Source organism: Phyllobacterium sp. NPDC097923 (genome assembly GCF_044760925.1).
Classification (GTDB): domain Bacteria; phylum Pseudomonadota; class Alphaproteobacteria; order Rhizobiales; family Rhizobiaceae; genus Phyllobacterium; species Phyllobacterium calauticae.
This window is the reverse complement of the sequence record NZ_JBIWBL010000004.1, coordinates 327,247-345,403: the sequence shown is the minus strand read 5'-3', so window position 1 is coordinate 345,403 and position 18,157 is coordinate 327,247. Positions and strand designations below refer to the sequence as shown.

The following is an 18,157-nucleotide window of genomic DNA, read 5'->3' as shown; positions in this document are numbered from 1 at the left end:
CCATAGATGAGCAATGAACTCACGACAAATCCGGTGCGCTCGTTCAGTTCTCTGGGCGAATGGCTGACCGCGCCCGTGCCGACCTCAGCATTGCAAGCCAATGCACAGCAGCTGCGACGCTCCTGGTTGAAGCTTCTCTCCAATACCTCAGCCGTTTTTGGCCTCTTTGTGATTGTGCTGCTGGTTCTTGTGGCGTTGTTTGCGCCCTATATCGCCACGCATGATATCGGAACCAATGATCTGGCGAACCGGCTGCAAAGGCCGTCATGGGCCCATTATTTCGGGACCGATGAATTGGGGCGCGATATTTTCAGCCGTCTCGTCTTTGGCTCGCGCATCACGCTGTATATTGTCACGCTAACCGCGATTATCGCCGCACCGATTGGGTTGATCGTTGGCACCACCGCCGGCTACATCGGCGGTTGGGTCGATACGGCTTTGATGCGTATTGTCGATATTTTTCTCGCCTTTCCCAGTCTCGTTCTCGCCCTGTCGTTTGCCGCTGCGCTTGGGCCCGGCATTGAAAACGCAGTCATCGCGATTTCGCTTGCCGCCTGGCCGCCGATCGCCCGTCTTGCCCGTGCGGAAACCCTGACCATCCGCTCCTCCGACTATGTCGCCGCGATCCGCCTGCAGGGCGCATCCACGATGCGTGTGATTGCAAAACATGTCGTGCCGATGTGTATCCCCTCGGTCGTCATTCGTATCACGCTCAATATGTCGTCGATCATTCTGACAGCTGCGGGCCTTGGTTTTCTGGGCCTGGGCGCACAGCCGCCAAGCCCTGAATGGGGCGCGATGCTTTCCAGCGGCCGTGAATTCATGATGACCTCGTGGTGGCTCGCCGCGGTGCCGGGCTGCGCAATTCTTCTTGCTAGTCTCGCCTTCAATCTTTTGGGCGATGGTCTGCGCGATATTCTCGATCCACGGAACGGATAAAGATCATGACAAAACCTCTGCTTGAAGTTGATGATCTCTGGGTGTCGTTTCCGGGCGTGAAACACGATATCGACATTGTGCGCGGCATCAGTTTCTCCATCGGACGTGAGAAGGTTGGAATTGTCGGCGAGTCTGGTTCGGGCAAATCGATGACGGGCCGTTCGGTGCTGAAACTCACGCCGAAATCTGCGCAAATTCGTGCGAAGGCAATGCGTTTTGACGGCGTCGACCTGCTTTCTGCCAGCGAACGGAAGATGCGCACGATACGGGGCAACCGTATTTCCATGATCCTGCAGGATCCGAAATACTCACTCAATCCCTTGATCCGCATCGGCGATCAGATCATGGAAGCCTATCGTCTCCATCATCGCGCGCGGCCCGCAATAGCCAGACAAAAAACGCTGGCCATGCTGGAAGCCGTCCATATTCGCGATCCGGAACGCGTCATGAAACTGTTCCCGCATGAGATATCGGGTGGCATGGGACAGCGCGTGATGATCGCCATGATGCTCATTCCGGAACCGGACATGATTATTGCCGACGAACCGACATCCGCTTTGGACGTGACGGTGCGCCGGCAGGTGCTGACGGTTCTGGATGAACTCGTCAGCCGTTCTGGCACCGGGCTGATGTTCATCAGCCACGACCTCAACCTGGTCGCCGATTTCTGCGACCGCGTTCTGGTGATGTATGCGGGCCGCATTATGGAGGACCTGCCTGCCAAGGAACTGCATAAGGCCAGGCATCCCTATACGCAGGCGCTTTTGGCCAGTCTTCCGCGGCTCGATCACCCGGTCGACATGCTGAAAGTTCCTGAGCGTGATCCTCGCTGGCTGAGCGGTGCAACTCTGAGCGAGGGACAGGCATGATGAATGACATTGGGGGACCACACGTTGATGTGTCGGATCTGTCGGTTATTTTCGGCAAAGGCCGCAAACGGACCGCCGTGGTCAAGAAAGCTCGTTTTCACATTGCACGGGGCCAGGCCTATGGCCTGATCGGAGAATCAGGCTGCGGGAAGTCGACGATTTTGCGCGCGCTTGCGGGATTGATCCCGCATTATCAGGGCCGTTTCATCTTTGATGGTCAGCCGATGACGGGCGCGCGCGACAAGGCATTCTTTCGCCGGGTGCAGATGGTGTTTCAGGACCCCTACGCTTCGCTGCACCCGCGCAAACAGGTGTACAAGGTACTGGCTGAATCTCTTGCGATCCATGGCATGGACCGCAGGGAAGAGCGTATCCGCGATGTGCTGGCAGCCGTCGGGCTTGGGCCGAACTTCATGTATCGCTATCCGCATGAATTGTCGGGCGGCCAGCGCCAGCGCGTGGCAATTGCCCGCGCACTGATCATTGAACCTGAGGTGCTGCTGCTGGATGAGCCGACCTCGGCGCTGGACGTATCGGTTCAAGCGGAAATTCTTAATCTTTTGAAGACGCTGCGCCGCGAGCGAAACCTCACCTATCTCATGGTTTCGCATGATCTGGCCGTGGTCGCGCATATCTGCGAGCGCGTCGGTGTCATGCACAAGGGCATTATACTGGAAGAACTCACCGCAGACGATCTGCGGCAATCACGGGCCAGGGATTCCTACACACAGGATTTCCTGCAGGCGAGTGTCGAGGCGGTGGCACACAATCATGACAAGGACATGCAATAATGAACTATCATTCGGCAGCCAATCCAGCCGGGGATTGGGAGCGGATCAAGGACCCGTCAGCCGCTGGTTGGCTGGACAAGGGGCTGCAAGCGGTTGAAGCCTGCGCTGATGCTCAGGAAACTGATGCTTTGATGATCGTGCAGGGTGGCAAGATTGTTTACACCTATGGCGACATCACCCACAAATATCTTTGCCATTCGATCCGTAAAAGCGTTCTGGCGGCCCTGATGGGGCAGGATGTGGAAGACGGAACCATTGATCTGAGCCAGACGCTGGAAGCATTGGGCATTGATGACAATGATGGACTGAGCGCAGTCGAAAAGCAGGCGACCGTCTACGATCTGCTGACCGCTCGTTCGGGCATTTATCACGCTGCCGGTTATGAAACGCCGTGGATGCGAATGATCAAGGAAAAGCGACACGCCCATGCCCCAGGCACTTTCTGGTGTTACAACAATTGGGACTTCAATGCGCTCGGCACGATCTTCGAGCAATTGACGGGCAAGACGGTCCATCAAGCCTTCGACGAGCGTATCGCCAAGCCTTTGCAATTTGAGGATTTCTCGCTTGACGGTGCAAAGCCTGATGGTTGGCACGATCATTTCACTGAAAGCCGCCATGCAGCTTATCCGTTCCGCTTATCGACGCGCGACCTGGCCCGGTTTGGTCAGCTTTATCTGCGCCATGGTTCATGGAATGGCGCCCATATCCTGCCGCAGGGCTGGGCGCAGGAATGCGTCATGCCGTATTCCCACGCCGGTGCGCGTGGAGCCTATGGCTATATGTGGTGGCTGGAGCGGGACGGCGTATTTTTCCCTGGAGTCGTGGCACCTAAGGGCAGCTATGCCGGCTTTGGCGCGGGTGGCCACTTCTGTATCGTCATGCCGGCGCTGGATATGGTGCTGGTGCACAGGGTCAATACGGATGTGCAGGGGCGGCAGCTTGACCGTCACAAATTCGGACGGCTGCTGAAGCTCGTCCTGGATGCATTTCAGGGGTAGTGCAGCATGCAAGGGCAAGACATGACTGTGGCCTCCGCCATAGCGGAGGCTAGCACCAGGCCTGTGGTCAGTGCCAACGCACGCCGGTTGGCGCAGAACGCTATCATCGATACGCTGGCATGCATGGTGGCGGGGCGTACGGACCAAAGCGCATGCAGTGTCAGGGACGCCTTTGCCCGACCGGGCAGCGGCGGCGAGGCGCTCCTGGTAACAGGCGGTAAATCCAGCCCCATGCTGGCAGGGCTCGTCAACGGCACTGCCGCTCACGCGCTGGATTACGATGACAATTTCCTGCCCGGTATGAGTCACGCATCGGCTGTCTTGGTTCCTGCCATTCTGGCGCTGGCGGATCTGGAAAAGACAAGCGGATCACAATTGATCGATGCCTATCTGGCGGGTCTGCAGGCGCAGGCACATGTTGGAGATGGTGTCGGGCAGGCGCATTATACCGCCGGCTGGCACGGCACCTCGACGATTGGCAGTATCGGTACGGCTGTAGCCACGGCTCATATATTGGGGCTCAGTGTTGAGGCGACCGCCCGTGCACTGACCATTGCAGTGAGTTTCGCATCCGGTACGAAGGGTCAGTTCGGCACCCTCATCAAGCCGTTTCACGCGGGAATGGCGGCCCGCAATGCCGTCGAAGCCGCTTTGCTTGCGAGGGCGGGAATGCAGGCAAGGCATGACATTCTGGAGGGAGAGCAGGGGTTTCGCGAGCTTTTTGCCGGCGACCCGCAGATCAACTGGCAAACGCAGGATATCCTTGCGCCGGCTGCGCATATCATCGAAACGGCCGGCGTGATGCCCAAGCGCCATCCATGCTGTGGTTCCACGCACATGATCATCGATGCCTTGCTCGATCTGGCGGATAAACACAACTTTGGTGCCGATGATGTGAAAACCATTGATACGCTTGTCGGGATCGCCAATTATCGCAATCTGGCCTATCCCGCGCCCGTCGACCAGATGCAGGCGCGCTTTTCCATGCAGTATTGCGTGGCCCGTACCCTGCGGCAAGGCTATCTCGGTCTTTCCGATTTTACGCCCGCGGCGGTGCGGTCCTTCGTGGGTGACGACCTGCTCGATACGGTGACTATGCAGAGCTACAGTTTGGAAGAAGAATGCGCAGCAGCAGAAAAGCTGCCGCATGTGGTGACGATAACCCTGCGCGATGGCCGAGTTCTGCAAGGGGGGCGTCAGTTTGCGGTCGGTACCAACCGACAGCCATTCTCTGACTCAGACCGTTTGCGAAAGTTCCGGGACTGCTGCGATGGCGTGGAAGGCGTTGACGAGATCTACGGTCATTTACAGAAACTCGACACAGCCGGAAACCTGAAAATCGTACAGTCTCTGTTTGTGTAAAGCCCCTGTGGCAGGCGCCGGGCAAATTACTTCCCGGCGGCTTACATCGCCAGTTGCGAGGCCCGCCGCCAAAATCTTTCTGCATGCCGGTTACGAAACTGCGGCGTGCGGTAAACCCTGATATCGACCACCAGATCGGCGTCCATGTCGCCCGCCCGAACGAGAACGCCCCGTTTCAATTCATCCGCTACAAGGCCCTCCGGGATCCACGCGACGCCATGGCCGGAAACCGTCATTGCCTTCAGCGCAACCGACATCCCGTTTTCGAAGACAGTGTTGAGCTGAAATTTATGCCTGTCGAAAAGCCAGGGTAGAGCCGAAGAGAAAAACGAGTTGCCGCGATAGCTGAGATAATCGGTCGGCCGAGAGCGATCCTTGAGACTGTGCAACGGGCTGCCCGCCGGGCCGCAGGCTGAAACCGGAATGACCCGTTCAACGCCGAGAGGAAGGAACGGAAACCCTTTCAGATCGTCCATCTGCGGGACTGCGTGATGCGCATAGGTGAGAAAGAAGTCACAGTCACCGTTCACCAGGGTCGAGATGTTGCCGAGGAAGGACGAGTGAGGGTCGGCGAACCGGGCGCGGAAACTGTCGCCGGACGCTTCCAGCTCGGCCATCCAGGCAGGAAAGAACGTCAGGGAAAGTGTGTTCAGCGTGGCGAAGGATAAAACTTCCCACATGGGAGCGTAGCGTTCTGCCAGCGAACTTTTGACGCCGTAGAGCAACTCCACAGCATCTTGTGCCCGGGGCAGAAAACTCTGCCCTGCCGCCGTCAGCCGGACAGGATTGGTTGAGCGGTCGATCAGCGGCATGCCAACCCAATCTTCCAACTGCTTGATTCGTCTGCTTAGGGCAGACTGCGTGATATGGCGGTCATTGGCCGCTCTTGAAAAACTGTAATGCTGGGAGAGGCTCAGGAAATCTTCAAGCCATTTCAATTCCATGTATATATCCAATAAATACAGTGCCTTGCTTCGGCAAACTGTATTCCAAAAACAAGCAGCGGTTTTTCAAAGTCATGCACGGCGGACTATATCAATGAATGCCTGTGAGAAATAGGGCTGGGCGGATCAATATTGCCGAAAGTGGCGTTCCCTGAGCAACGAGATCCTGCTTCAGTTCAACGATCGGCGGCGCGGTGCCGGGGCAGGGTGGCGCGCCTCAAGCGTTGCCGCGGCGGCCGCGCGGCCGGTGGCGCGCAGTCGCTTCAGATAGGCTGGGAGTTCGCCCTTTGTGTGGAACGGCCCACCTTCGCGCATCACCGTCACCAGCGGATCGACGTCGTTGTCGCCGCTCACGGCCATGGCGGTTCGCCAGTCCTCGAGCAGCTGGCTGGCATGAGCGACGATGTCAGAGCGTGATGCCGCGAGATCGTTCTGTTCGTGCGGATCTTCGCTCAGATTGAAAAGCGCGACCGGTCCGAAATCCTTATAACCGTCGTGATAGGTGCGCAGCATGATCCAGTCGGCGGCCTCAAGCCGGAACCGCACGCCGCGCTGCACCGCCCAGGCGCCCTGGCTCAGCACCAGAAAATCGCGGCCGCCATCCTCACCTGATTGCAAGGCAGGGGCGAAGGAACGCCCGTCCCATACTGGCGGCACGGCGCCACCCAGCCGGTCGATCAGCGTCGCGGCCCAGTCGAAATGATAGTGCAGGCCGTGGTTAACGCCGCGCGGTGCGTCAGCGCCCGGCCAGCGGATCACCAGCGGCACGTTGCAGGTGAACTCGTCGGCGGTCTGGTGGTCGGCCCAAACATTGAGCTCGCCGAGATTCTCACCATGGTCGGCGCCTATGACGATGATCGTCTGATCGAACAGGCCCTGAAGTTTCAGCTCGTCGATGATCAGCCCGACATGGTGGTCGGCATATAGTATGCCGGTGTCATAGCCATCGAACCATGCCTTGACACGATCCATGTCGCTGATCGGGCTCGGCATGCGCCGGTATTTTGATCCGCCGGGCTCGACATCGAAACCGGAGGGCTCCTGCGGGCTATGCGGGCCGTAGCCGGCATGGCTCTTGGCAAACACCTCCTTTGTCATCCATTCGGGCAGCGGTTCGCCGGCAAAGGGGTCGCCAAAGGCGTCCGGCGCGCGGTAAGGGGTATGCGGATCCCAGACATTGACGTGCAGGAACCATTTTTTGGTCGAGCCATTGCGCTTCAGCCAGTCAACAGCCAAGCTAGAGACTTCATCGGCGTTTTCCATGCCGGCCTTGCCGGGGTTGATGATCTCATTGAAGCCGGCATACCAGTGCCAGCAGCCGTGCCGCTCGCCGAAGCTGCTGATCGTGGTGGTGTGGTAGTCGAGGTCGCGCAGTGCGCGCATCCAGCCTTCCTCGTAGAAGGTTCCGGCCCAGGCGCGCTCGGCGCCCTCGCGGAACGGCTCGCAGGCGGTGCCGCCATGTCCGACCACGCCGGTTTTCATGCCGTGCCGCCCGCTCCACAGCGCTGTGCGCGAGGGATGACAGGGCACGTCGGAGACATAGACATTGTCGAAGCGGATACCATCGCGGGCGAGACTGTCGATGACCGGCGAGGTGTTGCGATGATAGCCATAGCAGCCGAGATGGTCGCGTCTCAGGCTGTCGATGTCGATGTAAAGTACGTTCATTGTATACCCGCCTCTGCGCATTGCCGTTTTACTGTGGGTCGGTGCCGGGGCCGGACTTGTCCGGCCCAGTTCACTGGTGTGTTCGATCGTCGGGTCAGGCCGCGATGTACTGGTCGCCGAGATAATAGTCTTTGGGGTCGAGCGAGGTGTCGAACTTGCCGAAGGTCTTGAACAGGTCGTTCATGGTCTTGAACCAACCGTCGACAGTACCGTCCTTGGTCAGCTTCACCAGTTCGGTCGAGGTCATGAAACGGCCATAGCCGGCCTCGACCTTGAGCTGATCAGCCGGAATGCCGAGCAGCTTGGCGGTGATCTCGATCGACTTCTCCTGATTGGCGGCGCGAAAATCTTGCGCCTCTTTGATGGCACCGGTCACCCGCTTGACCAGATCGGGATTGCTTTCGACGAGATCGTTGCGGGCGATGAACACGCTGGGGAATGTCGTTGCCGGGTAGAAGTCGTCGTTCTTGGCTAATTCGACCAGGTTCGGCACGTTCTTGCCGATGATGCCGACGAATGGGTACCAGATGCCGGCGGCATCGACCTGCTTCGATGAGAAAGCGGCGACGATGGTGCTCGGGTCCATCTGCACGATGTTGAGGTCAGTCATCGCCATGCCTGCCTTTTTCAGCGCCAAACGGAGCAACATGTCGCCCGAAGTTCCCGCAGCGATGGCGACCTTCTTACCCTTGAGATCGGCGATCGACTTGATGCCGGCCTGCGCGATCACGCGATCGGAGAAGCCGACATCGTTCACGGCGATGATCTTGGCCTTGCCGGTCGCCGGCAGCCAAAGCGCGCCAGGCCCGAGATAGCCGAATTCCAGGCTGTTGGCACCGAGCGCCTGGACCTGGATCGGTCCGTTGGTGAACACTTTGGTGTTGGCATCGACGCCATGCTTGGTGAAGAAGCCCTGGTCGCTCGCAACGCCGGCCATGCTCGCACCCCAGAAATCGCCATTATAGCCAATGCGCGCCGGAAGGCCGGCGGCTCTGGTGCCAGCGCTTCCCGCCGCGAACGCGACGGCCGCAGCCGATGAGGCGATGAAATGTCTTCGTGTCAGTATCATGTCGTTCCTCCTCTTTGTCTGTTGTTACTGGTGATAGACCGCGTGCCAGACGCGATTGCGGATGGCCGTGAATTCGGTCGAAAGCCGGATTTCCTCGGTTCTGGGATAGGGCAGGTCGACCGTTATGATCTCCTTCAGTCGTCCCGGGCGCGCCGCCATGACGATGACCCGGTTGGCGAGATAGACGGCCTCATCGACGTCATGCGTGATGAACATCACCGTGCGGCGCTCGCGGCTCCACGTTTCCAGCAACTGGTCCTGCATCTGCACACGCGTCAGCGCGTCGAGCGCGCCGAACGGCTCGTCCATGAGCAGAACCGACGGGTCGACCGCATAGGCACGGGCGATGGCACAGCGCTGCTTCATGCCGCCAGACAAGGTTTTCGGCAGTGCGTCGGCGAAATCGCCGAGGCCGACCAGATCGATGAAATAGCTGGCTTTCTCGCGCCGTCGCGCCGCCGGTTCGCCCTTGACCCGTAGCCCGAATTCGACGTTCTCGCGCACAGTCAGCCAGGGAAAGAGCGCGTATTGTTGGAAGATCATGCCGCGTTCGGGTCCAGGTCCTTCGACCGCATGTCCGTCCACCAGCACTTCGCCGTCGCTGGGCGCCAGTAGCCCGGCGGCGATGTTGAGCGCCGTCGACTTGCCGCAGCCGGAAGGACCGACCACGGTGATGAATTCGCCATCGGCGACATCAAGCGAGAAACGATCCAGCGCAACGAAGGTATTGTCCCTGAGGTCGAAGCGCCGGGTCACATTGTTGAAGACGATCTTCTGCTGCATCATACGCGCTCCTGCCAGACAGTCAGCCGACGTTCGATCTCCAGCAGCAGGCGATCCATGGCAAGGCCGAGGATGCCGATGGTGATCAGGCTAACGAAGATGGTCGGAAGATCGTAATAGAGCTGCGCCTGCTGCATGCGGTAGCCGAGTCCGGTCTGCGCCGCGATCAGCTCTGCCGCCACCAGCGTCGCCCAGGCCGAGCCGAGGCCAATGCGCACGCCGACCAGGATGAATGGGGTGGAGGCCGGAATGACGATGCGCAGGAAGATCGTCAGATCCTTCGCACCCAGCACGCGTGCGGCGTTGATCATTGTCCTGTCGACGCTGATGACGCCCTGGTAGGTGGCGACGACGCTGGCGAGGAACGATGCCAGGAAAATGACGAAGATTTTTGGTGTCTCGTCGATGCCCATCGTGACGATCGCCAGCGGGATAATGGCCAGCGGCGGGATCATCCTGAAAAACTGCAGGTACGGTTCTATGAGCGAGCGGGCGACCTTGTACCAGCCCATCACGAAACCAACGGGAATGGCAAGGATGACACCGATGAGGAAGCCGCTAAGCACGCGGGCAAGGCTCGAGGCGATGTCGGTGGCAAGCTGGCCGTTGGCGGCGAGCTCAACGAATTTGCGCGCGACGTCGGGTGGCGGCGGCAGCCCGACCGCGCCGCTGGCAGTCAGCACCCACCACACGGCGATACCGACGACGAGCCCGACGAAATTGAGCCCGAGACCCTGGAAATCGGGGGCGTGGGCCCTTGCCACGCGGTCAGGCTGGCGCGCTGTCTTGGTCGGCGCGCTCATTGCGATACCCCGGAATAGAAAAGCTGATCGAGCGCGGCGGCCGCGCCGCCAATGGCGCCGGCGTCGTTGCCGAGGCTCGATCTCTCGAAGCGCAGCGCGTCGCGCATGGGTGGCAGCACGCGCGGTGGAACGCTTTTGCGGATGCTGTCGATGAAACTCTCGGGCGCCTCGGCCAGATGGCCACCAAAGACGATCAGGTCGGGGTTGAGCAAATTGGTCGCGCTGGCGATTGCCGTCGTCAGGTGCCGCAATGCGGCGTTCCAGACATCGGGGTGCCGTTCGACCACTGCAAGCAACTGGCGCGGGTGCGGCTTGTCGATGTTGACGGCGCGAGCGAGCACTCCCTCGGAGAGAAATGTCTCCAAGCAGCCGGTGCTGCCGCAGGAGCAGCGTTCCCCATGCTCGACGACCTGGATATGGCCAAGCTCGACGGCGCCATGGCCGCCCGGACGGAACGGTCGGCCGTTGATTACGAGGCCGGCGCCAAGGCCGGTGCGCAGGTAGATGTAAAGCAGGGCGGTGGCGTCGCGCCCGATGCCGTAACGCGATTCCGCCAACGCCATGGCGCTGACATTGTGTTCGACCACTACCGGCATGCTCAGCATGGTTTCCAGCTCGTCGGCGAACGGAACGTCCTTCCAGTCATAGTTGATCGACAGGAGGTTGCGGCGGCGTTCCGTATCGACCGGGCCGGGCACGCCGAGCCCAAGGCCGAGAAGCCGCGAGCGATCGACGCCCGACTTCTTGATCAGCCCCTCGACGGTCTTGACGACTTGCCGGATCACGGCGGTCGGCTCGCTGCTGGCCGCATCGAAGTACAGCGAAGCCTTGACCTTCGGTGTGGCCTTGAGATCGGTGATCGTGGCGTGGATGGTGCCAGCGCCGAGATGCACGCCAACCATCGCATTTGCGTCCGGCACGAGCGCGACATTGACGGCGGGCCGTCCGACAGGCGCGCCGCTGGCGACCACCTGGGTGAGTTCCGTGACCGTTCCATCCTTCAGTAGCTGTGCGGTCAGATGGGTTAACGCGGTCGGCGACAGGGCCGTCCGCCGCGCCAGCTCTGCCCTCGACTGCGGGCCGTCATCGCGCAGGATGCGCAGTATGGCGCCATGATGGATGCCCATGCTTCCTCCTTATTATTTTCTAATCTTTATAAATTAATGACGTCTGTCAAGAGTGATGTCACATTGTTCGACTTAAGGCGCGGAAGGGTATCATTGCGGTTCTGAAGAGGTTACGGACTGCGGAAAAGATTGTCAGAAATTGTTATAAGGACCCGATGGACCGAAACGCTTGCCGTGTTCGCTCCCGTTTTCGAAACGGCAGATGAGAATTCTGCGCACGGTTGTTAAGCTCCTTGTGAGGCCGAAGTGCGCGGGGGCGCCTTGTGGCAAGGGATGGCGGACTGGGGCTCGTGTCGGTATAATTTGGCACGTTTAACCGGAGCTGACGCAATCCGGCATTGAGGCAGTGGTACATGCCGAACTGAACGTGGGAAAGCTATATCATATGGGCGATGAAAGGTGGCGATCCTTTAAAAATGGCCGATAATACTGATCGTCTCACCAATCCTTTTATCCAAGTCGCCATCATCCTTGGCAGCGGCAAGGCTGGTCCAGCGACAGCGCACCTGCATCCACCTCAAGACCCCAACACCTTATCCTGTCGAGGTCGCTGCGCATCAATGATCAAGATGCATTCGGCGGGATATTTTGGTTCAACCGAAACAAATTGGCCGGATCATATTTGGTTTTGAGCGCTACCAAGCGGGCGTAGTTCTCGCCATAGGCCTGGCGCACGCGGTCATCGCCCTCATCGCCGAGGTTGTTTGCATAGACGCCGCCGGTCGCATATGGCCTGATGGCGTTCCACATCGCGCGAGCCCACTGGATGTTTGCTTCGTCATCCGCGGGATCATCCCAAATTGCGATCGGGAAACAATCATAGAGCGCATCACGATTGGCGTAGGGTGCTGCAGATTTCGGCACGCGGGCGATAGCGCCGCCGACCTGCTGGAAGACCAAGAGCGAGGTAGAAGAAGGAGAACTGGCATAGGCCTCGAGCAGCGCATCGATAGCGGAATCACTGATTTCATTGAGGAACTGGGCTTTCCAGTAGTAGCGGCGCCCGCGGGGAAAAATGGCGTCGCCCTTCGACTGGATCTGAAGGTAAGGGATGGCTCCGAGGCTGCTTTCCACGGGTGTGCCGAACTCCATCAGAGGCGCGAGGATAGGCTTGCCGGATTCGGGCGGTCCGACATAGCAGGCTGAAACGCTGAAGAACCGTTCGCCCGATTGCATCGTCACAAGCGACGCGTCGACGCTTAGTTCGTCCGGCGCTTTGCGGGCAAAGTCGTCATAAAAGCGGATCGCCTCGCGGGCTTGATCGTAACGGTGAAGCACCGAACCAACGAGAAGGGACGGACCGACAGGATGAAGCACGTACTCAAACGCCGTCACGATTCCGAAATTGCCCCCACCGCCCCGCAAGCCCCAGAACAGATCGGAATGATCAGCGGCGCTTGCCCTAAGCAGCCTCCCGTCAGCCGTGACGACGTCGGCCGCGATGAGATTGTCACAAGTCAAACCATATTTGCGGCCGAGCTTGCCGAAACCGCCACCCAGTGTGAGCCCGGCGATGCCAGTGTCGCTGTTAACACCCATCGTCGTCGCCAGACCGTAAGCCTGCGTCGCCGTATCGAACTCGCCCAGACTCAGACCAGACTCGGCATGGGCAACGCGGCTGATGGGATCGACTGCAATACGCTTCATGCGCGAGAGATCGATGACGATGCCGGCATCACAGACCGACAGGCCTGCGACGTTGTGGCCGCCACTTCTAACCGCCACAGGACAGTTGTGCGTCCGAGCGAACATCACGGCCTGGATCACGTCGTTGGCGTCGACGCAATAGGCAATCAGGGCCGGCCGCCTATCGATTGCCCCATTCCAGACCCTGCGCGCTTCATCGTAGACGGTGTTTCCTGGCATGATTAGGTCACCCCGAAGGCCTTGCCGAAGCTTCTCAATAGCGGCAGAGCCGGGCGGATATGTGCCCGTTGGATGGGCAATTGGCCTCTTCAACTCCATTGCGGTGTGCCTCCCAGCTTTCTGCATGGTCTCATAGGCCCACAACCAACTGCAATGTCGAAGATCTCACGTGCTGGATGAGAGGAATTCATCTACATTGTTCACATGAGAAAGCTTCCACCTCTTCGCTCGTTGCACGCCTTCGAGGCGGCTGCGAGGCATGGGAGCTTCAAGGCGGCTGCAGAGGAGCTCGGCGTTACGCCGACAGCGATCAGCCATCAAATCCGCTTGCTGGAAGGGACGTGCGGTTGCCAACTGTTTCAGCGGCGTCCGCGGCCTCTCGTGTTGACGAGCGCAGGCGCCCGACTGTTTCCCGCTCTGCGCAATGGCTTTGATGCCCTCGCAGGTGCCATCGCTGCTGTTGCCGAGACGGACGAGCAGGCGCCTTTACGAGTTACCAGCCCGAATGCCTTTGCAAGTCGGTGGCTCGTCCCGCGCCTACCAAAGTGGCGGGAAGCAAACCCAACCGTCCCGTTGGAGATCATCGGGACCGATGCGGTGCTGGATCTGCGCGCCGGGGCAGCGGATGTCGCCATCCGCTATGCCCGTAGGCCGCCTTCGGACTTTCCTGCACAGGAGGTCTGTCGTGATACGTTTTTTCCAGTGTGCAGCCCAAATTTGCTCAAGCGCAACGGCCATGCATCTCAGCGCGTCTCGGATCTTCTGCGTTTTCCTTTGATCCATTTTGATTGGTTGAACAAGGATCCTGAGGCCCCTACCTGGCGGCAATGGCTGTCGAAAGCGCGGTCGATCGATCCCAATCTGAAGATGGACAAGGCGTGGGATCTAAGCTTTCGGGAAGAACTGCATGCGATCGACGCGGTCCTGGCAGGGCAGGGAATCGCGATCTGCAGTGATGTCATCGTCGGTCATGAGCTGGAAACCGGTCTGCTCGTCAAAGCGCACCCGCTGTCGTTGCCAGGCTACGGTTTCTACATCGTCTCAATGCCTTATAGTCCCCGGGCGGCGGTCATAGAGGCTTTTTCGGTCTGGATTAAAGATGTCCGCTGACGGGCTGCATCGCAAGCAGGCCTGCCGCGATGATATCTGGCACTTGGACGAAGTCGGCGTCGCCGTCGTTGGCTGCAAGCACTGGCTGTGGTGGACTGTCGATCAAGACGGGTATGTGCTCGATGAGCTCGTCGATAACCGGCGTTATACCAAAGCCGCCAAGCGTTTTTGGACCAGATTTTGATGCGTTTGCGCACATATTTGGGATAGATGCGCCACTAACGCATCAGAACTGGCAACGACAGGGCGATTGATTGGACGTAGAACCGACAGCACAAAATCCTGTGCGGGCAAAAAAGGTTTTAATACGAGGCCGTATTTTTCATAGCTTAACGCGGTAAGCGGATTAATTATTGAAATACCCAACCCTTTCAGCACCAGTTCGCACACGCTGCTGGCCGATTGCGACGACAGGAACAGCCGTCTTTGCGTGCCAGCCGTGTCGAATATGCGTTCCACACTCAGCCGGTATGGATCCTGAGAGCCGAGACTGATGAAGTTGATGCCCTCAAAATCGTGCGGCTCAACATAGTCACGTTGTGCCAGAGGATGATCCGGCGGCATGATGGCGACCAGCTTGAACACCCACAATGTCCGCGATTCCGCATCTCTTTCGGTATAGACACCCTCGATCAGGCCGACATCAAAATTAAAGCCAGAAATGCTCGATTGGTTGCGGGGGTCAACCGTGCTGATTTGCAGCGTCAAATCCGGATGAGTGGCATTCAATCGCGCGACCGCTTCAGGCAATATCGTCTGTGCAAAGGCCGGAAGTGAAGCGACCGTCAGCACTTCTTCCGAAGCATCGCGCAGACGATCGATAAAGTCATTGATACGATCCAGACCGATGAATGAGGCTTGCACTTCCTCAAAAAGCTTGAGCGCTCTGGCCGTTGGCACCAGTCTTTGCAGACGCCGTTCAAACAGGCGAAAGCCGATATGTTGCTCCAATCGTGCTAACTCACGCGTGATGGTTGGTTGCGAAGAACCAAGAGCCGCCGCGGCAGCGGTGACGGTACCAAACTTCATGGTGGCCCGAAAAATTTCTACCTGGCGCAAACCGATATGATCTTTGCTCGATCCCACCTTTTGCCCTCCGAAATTGCGGTGATTTTTACCACATCATATCGCACGCGCATAAAGTTCCAATGATATTTCTATATCAACGAATAAATTTCCATGACTAAATTGCTTTAAAAATAGGGAACATAAATGAACGCCACTGCCCAAATGCCGAAGACGCATCCGGCATCACGCGCACTATCAGAAGCGTTGCTGTCGACAAATGGCGCTCTCGATGAAAGCCGTGTCAGCTTGGCTGCCTGCCTATTCGATGCCCCCTTACGCCTGGTTGACCCCGGCGCATTCCTGAATTCGTCATGGTTTGGACATCAGGCAATGAAACCGCTTTATCCGGCAAGTGTCGTGAAGCTGTTTTTTCTCGATGCTTTGGCAGCTTTCCGTGAGGAAGGCCGCCTGGCCGAGGACGCGGAAGATGATCGCGCCGCCGAACAGATGATGGCTATTTCCTCCAATGAGGCGACGGTTTATCTCGTCGGACGTTTGACCGGTGCTGATGATGGCGCCCCTTTGCAGGGAAAAGCGCTGGAAGAATGGTGCACAGCGCGCCACCGTGTTCAGCAGTGGTATGATTCACAGAACCGTCCAGAATTCGCGGGTATTAACGTATTGCATGGCACATATGAGGACAGCCCGTATGGTCGTGCCAAGCAGATCCGCAATGGCAAAAATGGAAATCTTCTCACCGCCTTATCCGCAGCAGCTTTGATGCATGATATCGCGCGCGGAGCGCGTGCGCGCTCCGATTGGATGATGGGGCTGATGAACCGTGAGTTTCAGCGCCGTCCAAATGATGCCGATCCTGAAGGCGATCAGGTCCTTGGTTTTTTGGTTGAGGGTTTGCCACGGGATGTAATGACGTGGTCGAAAGCGGGTCATACGTCCTGGACCAGGCACGATCTGGTCTACGGGGAAACGCCTGACGGAAAAAGTTTTGTTCTCTGTGTGATGTGCGATGGGGAATGGTCAGCGACTGACAAAAGTTTTCTGCCCAATTTCGCGCGGCACTTTTACCGATATGCCTTCCAAAAATAAGCTGACCGTAAAAGCCAATCAATGAAAAAGGGGAAAACCATGAACTATCGCTCGATCATAAAAGCCGCATTGATTGCCGCCGCACTGTCTGCGGCTGTTCCTGCAAGCTCAGCCTGGGCAGATGAGCCGAAGCCCGGCGGTACACTGCATCTGGCAGCGCCCTATGGCGCAGCTCTCAAAAGTCTTGACCCGCATGCAACTTACAACTCGCAGGACATGGTGGTCTCCAAAGCGTTTCACCGTTCCCTTTATACGTGGGATTCAGCCAAAAACGCGCCTGCTCTTGATCTGGCTGAATTGGTTAAAACCAGCGATGACGGTAAAACCTTCACTTATAAGCTGTTTGACAACATCTATTTCCACAATGGCCGTAAGCTGACGACAGATGATGTGGTCTGGTCCTATACGCGTATCATGGACCCGGCAAAGGGCTATCCGGGCGCGGTGCAGGTCGGCACACTCGTCGGCGCGCAGGAATATTCCAAGGGTGAAGTCAAAGAAATCAGCGGCATCAAAAAGATCGATGACCGCACCTTCTCGCTTACATTCAAAGACCTCGTCGATCCCGGCACGCAATTCTTCGAAGCCATCACAGCTATTTTGCCAAAAGAAGAAGTAGAAAGCGGTAATTTCCTTACCCATCCGGTTGGTCTTGGACCATTTACCTTTGGGGATCACGTCGAAGGTTCAAAAATCTCAGGCAAAAAATTCGACAAATATTACAAGCAGGGCAAGCCCTATGCTGATGCGGTGGATTTCACCATATCCGGTGACAACAGCGCGCTTGATATGGCATTTCGCGCTGGCGAGCTGGATGCTACCGTTCTGTCAGAAAACGCTTATGTCCTTTACAAGGCAGACCCAGAACTTTCCAAGGGCCTGATTGAAATTTCGGAAGTGTTCACCCGCCATATGGGCCTCAACACTGAAAAGAAGCCCTTTGACGATGCGCGTGTGCGGCAGGCAATCAATTATGCTGTTGACCGTGACATCATCATCCACAAACTTCTCAAAGACAAAGCGTATAAGGCAACGGGCTGGCTACCGACTACATCCCCTGCATTTGACAAAGACCGCGCGCCATATCCGTATGATCCGGCGAAAGCCAAGGAACTGCTGGCTGCCGCCGGTTATCCCAATGGCTTTGAAGTGACAATATCCGTGACGGAAGGCACATCGAGCCTCGGTGTTCTGGAAGCCATGATGCCATTTCTCAAAGAGGTCGGCATCACCGCCAAAGCCAAGGTCGTGGATTCCAACACGCTTGTTGATGAAATGAATCAGGGGTCGGCCATGGCATGGTTTCGTTCCGCGGGCACCGGACCTGATCCGCTCACCACCTTACGCTGCTTCGACAGCCGTGTAAGCCGTTCGGGTTGTAACCGGAGTGCCTTCAAGGACCCCGCTTATGACGCAATTCTGGATGCGGCGTCGGCTGAATCGGATCCGGCCAAGCGTATCGAGCTTTTGAAGAAAGCGGATGCCTATATTTTTGAAAAGGCGCCAGTCTGGTTCAATAATTACAACAAGGCCGTTGTGGCAACCCAGCCGTGGATTCACGGCGTTGATAGCAATGTGACCGAAGCCGCCATCATTGAAGTGGATTCGCTTTGGCTCGACGCTAACGCGCCTGGTCGTTAATCGAGCTGTTGATCCGTTCTGGCAGTCCGGGGCCATGCCGAACTGCCAGAACACTACTCAGTAAGCTGA

At 58.0% G+C, this 18,157-nt stretch carries 16 protein-coding genes and 2 pseudogenes; 9 read left to right on the top strand and 9 right to left on the bottom strand.

What is annotated here, in order from left to right; genetic code table 11:
- Positions 1 to 6 precede the first annotated feature (6 nt).
- Genes ACIQWS_RS19985 through ACIQWS_RS19965 form a run of 5 tightly spaced genes read left to right on the top strand, consistent with a single transcriptional unit; the run spans position 7 to position 4,962 of the window.
- Positions 7 to 939 (top strand): ABC transporter permease, encoded by a 933-nt coding sequence (locus tag ACIQWS_RS19985; RefSeq protein ID WP_403183426.1) that lies wholly within the window; start codon positions 7 to 9, stop codon positions 937 to 939.
- Between the two features lie 5 nt (positions 940 to 944).
- On the top strand, positions 945 to 1,808 hold the full coding sequence (locus tag ACIQWS_RS19980; RefSeq protein ID WP_403183422.1) for an ABC transporter ATP-binding protein: 864 nt from the start codon (positions 945 to 947) through the stop codon (positions 1,806 to 1,808).
- On the top strand, positions 1,808 to 2,599 hold the full coding sequence (locus ACIQWS_RS19975) for an ABC transporter ATP-binding protein (RefSeq protein ID WP_403183417.1): 792 nt from the start codon (positions 1,808 to 1,810) through the stop codon (positions 2,597 to 2,599). Before ACIQWS_RS19980 ends, ACIQWS_RS19975 begins: the two co-directional genes overlap by 1 nt.
- Positions 2,599 to 3,600, top strand: a complete 1,002-nt coding sequence (locus ACIQWS_RS19970) for a serine hydrolase domain-containing protein (protein ID WP_403183414.1) — start codon at positions 2,599 to 2,601, stop codon at positions 3,598 to 3,600. The genes ACIQWS_RS19975 and ACIQWS_RS19970 overlap by 1 nt, the downstream gene beginning before the upstream one ends.
- A gap of 21 nt (positions 3,601 to 3,621) precedes the next feature.
- Positions 3,622 to 4,962, top strand: a complete 1,341-nt coding sequence (locus tag ACIQWS_RS19965) for an MmgE/PrpD family protein (RefSeq protein WP_403183411.1) — start codon at positions 3,622 to 3,624, stop codon at positions 4,960 to 4,962.
- A gap of 41 nt (positions 4,963 to 5,003) precedes the next feature.
- Here the strand turns inward: ACIQWS_RS19965 and ACIQWS_RS19960 are convergent, their stop codons facing one another.
- From ACIQWS_RS19960 to ACIQWS_RS19925, 8 genes and pseudogenes are all read right to left on the bottom strand, one after another.
- Entirely contained in the window at positions 5,004 to 5,906 is a 903-nt protein-coding gene (locus tag ACIQWS_RS19960; RefSeq protein WP_403183407.1) for a LysR family transcriptional regulator, read from the bottom strand.
- Between the two features lie 171 nt (positions 5,907 to 6,077).
- Positions 6,078 to 7,574, bottom strand: coding sequence for a sulfatase (locus ACIQWS_RS19955; protein ID WP_403183404.1), 1,497 nt, complete (start codon positions 7,572 to 7,574; stop codon positions 6,078 to 6,080).
- 94 nt (positions 7,575 to 7,668) lie between these two features.
- Positions 7,669 to 8,637: an aliphatic sulfonate ABC transporter substrate-binding protein gene (locus ACIQWS_RS19950; protein ID WP_403183688.1), complete on the bottom strand. Its 969-nt coding sequence runs from the start codon at positions 8,635 to 8,637 to the stop codon at positions 7,669 to 7,671.
- Between the two features lie 30 nt (positions 8,638 to 8,667).
- Positions 8,668 to 9,426 (bottom strand): ABC transporter ATP-binding protein, encoded by a 759-nt coding sequence (locus tag ACIQWS_RS19945; RefSeq protein WP_403183685.1) that lies wholly within the window; start codon positions 9,424 to 9,426, stop codon positions 8,668 to 8,670.
- Positions 9,426 to 10,229, bottom strand: coding sequence for an ABC transporter permease (locus ACIQWS_RS19940; protein WP_403183400.1), 804 nt, complete (start codon positions 10,227 to 10,229; stop codon positions 9,426 to 9,428). The genes ACIQWS_RS19945 and ACIQWS_RS19940 overlap by 1 nt, the downstream gene beginning before the upstream one ends.
- Positions 10,226 to 11,356 (bottom strand): ROK family protein, encoded by a 1,131-nt coding sequence (locus tag ACIQWS_RS19935; protein ID WP_403183397.1) that lies wholly within the window; start codon positions 11,354 to 11,356, stop codon positions 10,226 to 10,228. The genes ACIQWS_RS19940 and ACIQWS_RS19935 overlap by 4 nt, the downstream gene beginning before the upstream one ends.
- Before the next feature lie 145 nt (positions 11,357 to 11,501).
- Positions 11,502 to 11,600: pseudogene (locus ACIQWS_RS19930) on the bottom strand (IS6 family transposase); the annotation flags it as partial.
- Between the two features lie 320 nt (positions 11,601 to 11,920).
- Positions 11,921 to 13,222 (bottom strand): FAD-binding oxidoreductase, encoded by a 1,302-nt coding sequence (locus ACIQWS_RS19925; protein ID WP_403183394.1) that lies wholly within the window; start codon positions 13,220 to 13,222, stop codon positions 11,921 to 11,923.
- A 204-nt stretch (positions 13,223 to 13,426) separates the two neighbouring features.
- Between ACIQWS_RS19925 and ACIQWS_RS19920 the strand changes: the two genes are divergently transcribed.
- Together ACIQWS_RS19920 and ACIQWS_RS19915 are read left to right on the top strand one after the other, a co-directional pair.
- Positions 13,427 to 14,332, top strand: coding sequence for a LysR substrate-binding domain-containing protein (locus ACIQWS_RS19920; protein WP_223614532.1), 906 nt, complete (start codon positions 13,427 to 13,429; stop codon positions 14,330 to 14,332).
- Positions 14,333 to 14,336: 4 nt separating this feature from the next.
- Positions 14,337 to 14,510, top strand: a pseudogene (locus tag ACIQWS_RS19915) (DDE-type integrase/transposase/recombinase); the annotation flags it as partial.
- On the opposite strand, the gene ACIQWS_RS19910 reads toward ACIQWS_RS19915, so the two are convergent.
- A complete protein-coding gene (locus tag ACIQWS_RS19910; RefSeq protein WP_403183390.1) occupies positions 14,477 to 15,418 on the bottom strand; it encodes a LysR family transcriptional regulator in 942 nt (313 codons plus the stop codon). The pseudogene ACIQWS_RS19915 and the gene ACIQWS_RS19910 sit on opposite strands and share 34 nt — an antisense overlap.
- A gap of 126 nt (positions 15,419 to 15,544) precedes the next feature.
- Here ACIQWS_RS19910 and ACIQWS_RS19905 point away from each other — a divergent pair, with 126 nt between their 5' ends.
- Together ACIQWS_RS19905 and ACIQWS_RS19900 are read left to right on the top strand one after the other, a co-directional pair.
- Positions 15,545 to 16,447 carry a serine hydrolase gene (locus tag ACIQWS_RS19905; RefSeq protein ID WP_403183387.1) on the top strand — a complete coding sequence of 301 codons (903 nt, stop codon included), beginning with the start codon at positions 15,545 to 15,547 and terminating at the stop codon, positions 16,445 to 16,447.
- 39 nt (positions 16,448 to 16,486) lie between these two features.
- Positions 16,487 to 18,088, top strand: a complete 1,602-nt coding sequence (locus tag ACIQWS_RS19900) for an ABC transporter substrate-binding protein (RefSeq protein WP_403183384.1) — start codon at positions 16,487 to 16,489, stop codon at positions 18,086 to 18,088.
- The last annotated feature ends 69 nt before the right edge of the window (positions 18,089 to 18,157 follow it).

Bases quoted from the DNA above. Each gene is read 5' to 3' on its own strand.
- ACIQWS_RS19965 (WP_403183411.1), top strand. From the start codon at position 3,622: ATGACTGTGGCCTCCGCCATAGCGGAGGCTAGCACCAGGCCTGTGGTC.
- ACIQWS_RS19935 (WP_403183397.1), bottom strand. From the start codon at position 11,356: ATGGGCATCCATCATGGCGCCATACTGCGCATCCTGCGCGATGACGGC.
- ACIQWS_RS19960 (WP_403183407.1), bottom strand. From the start codon at position 5,906: ATGGAATTGAAATGGCTTGAAGATTTCCTGAGCCTCTCCCAGCATTAC.
- ACIQWS_RS19985 (WP_403183426.1), top strand. From the start codon at position 7: ATGAGCAATGAACTCACGACAAATCCGGTGCGCTCGTTCAGTTCTCTG.
- ACIQWS_RS19970 (WP_403183414.1), top strand. From the start codon at position 2,599: ATGAACTATCATTCGGCAGCCAATCCAGCCGGGGATTGGGAGCGGATC.
- ACIQWS_RS19900 (WP_403183384.1), top strand. From the start codon at position 16,487: ATGAACTATCGCTCGATCATAAAAGCCGCATTGATTGCCGCCGCACTG.
- ACIQWS_RS19905 (WP_403183387.1), top strand. From the start codon at position 15,545: ATGAACGCCACTGCCCAAATGCCGAAGACGCATCCGGCATCACGCGCA.
- ACIQWS_RS19945 (WP_403183685.1), bottom strand. From the start codon at position 9,426: ATGCAGCAGAAGATCGTCTTCAACAATGTGACCCGGCGCTTCGACCTC.
- ACIQWS_RS19980 (WP_403183422.1), top strand. From the start codon at position 945: ATGACAAAACCTCTGCTTGAAGTTGATGATCTCTGGGTGTCGTTTCCG.
- ACIQWS_RS19975 (WP_403183417.1), top strand. From the start codon at position 1,808: ATGAATGACATTGGGGGACCACACGTTGATGTGTCGGATCTGTCGGTT.
- ACIQWS_RS19955 (WP_403183404.1), bottom strand. From the start codon at position 7,574: ATGAACGTACTTTACATCGACATCGACAGCCTGAGACGCGACCATCTC.
- ACIQWS_RS19925 (WP_403183394.1), bottom strand. From the start codon at position 13,222: ATGCCAGGAAACACCGTCTACGATGAAGCGCGCAGGGTCTGGAATGGG.
- ACIQWS_RS19940 (WP_403183400.1), bottom strand. From the start codon at position 10,229: ATGAGCGCGCCGACCAAGACAGCGCGCCAGCCTGACCGCGTGGCAAGG.
- ACIQWS_RS19920 (WP_223614532.1), top strand. From the start codon at position 13,427: ATGAGAAAGCTTCCACCTCTTCGCTCGTTGCACGCCTTCGAGGCGGCT.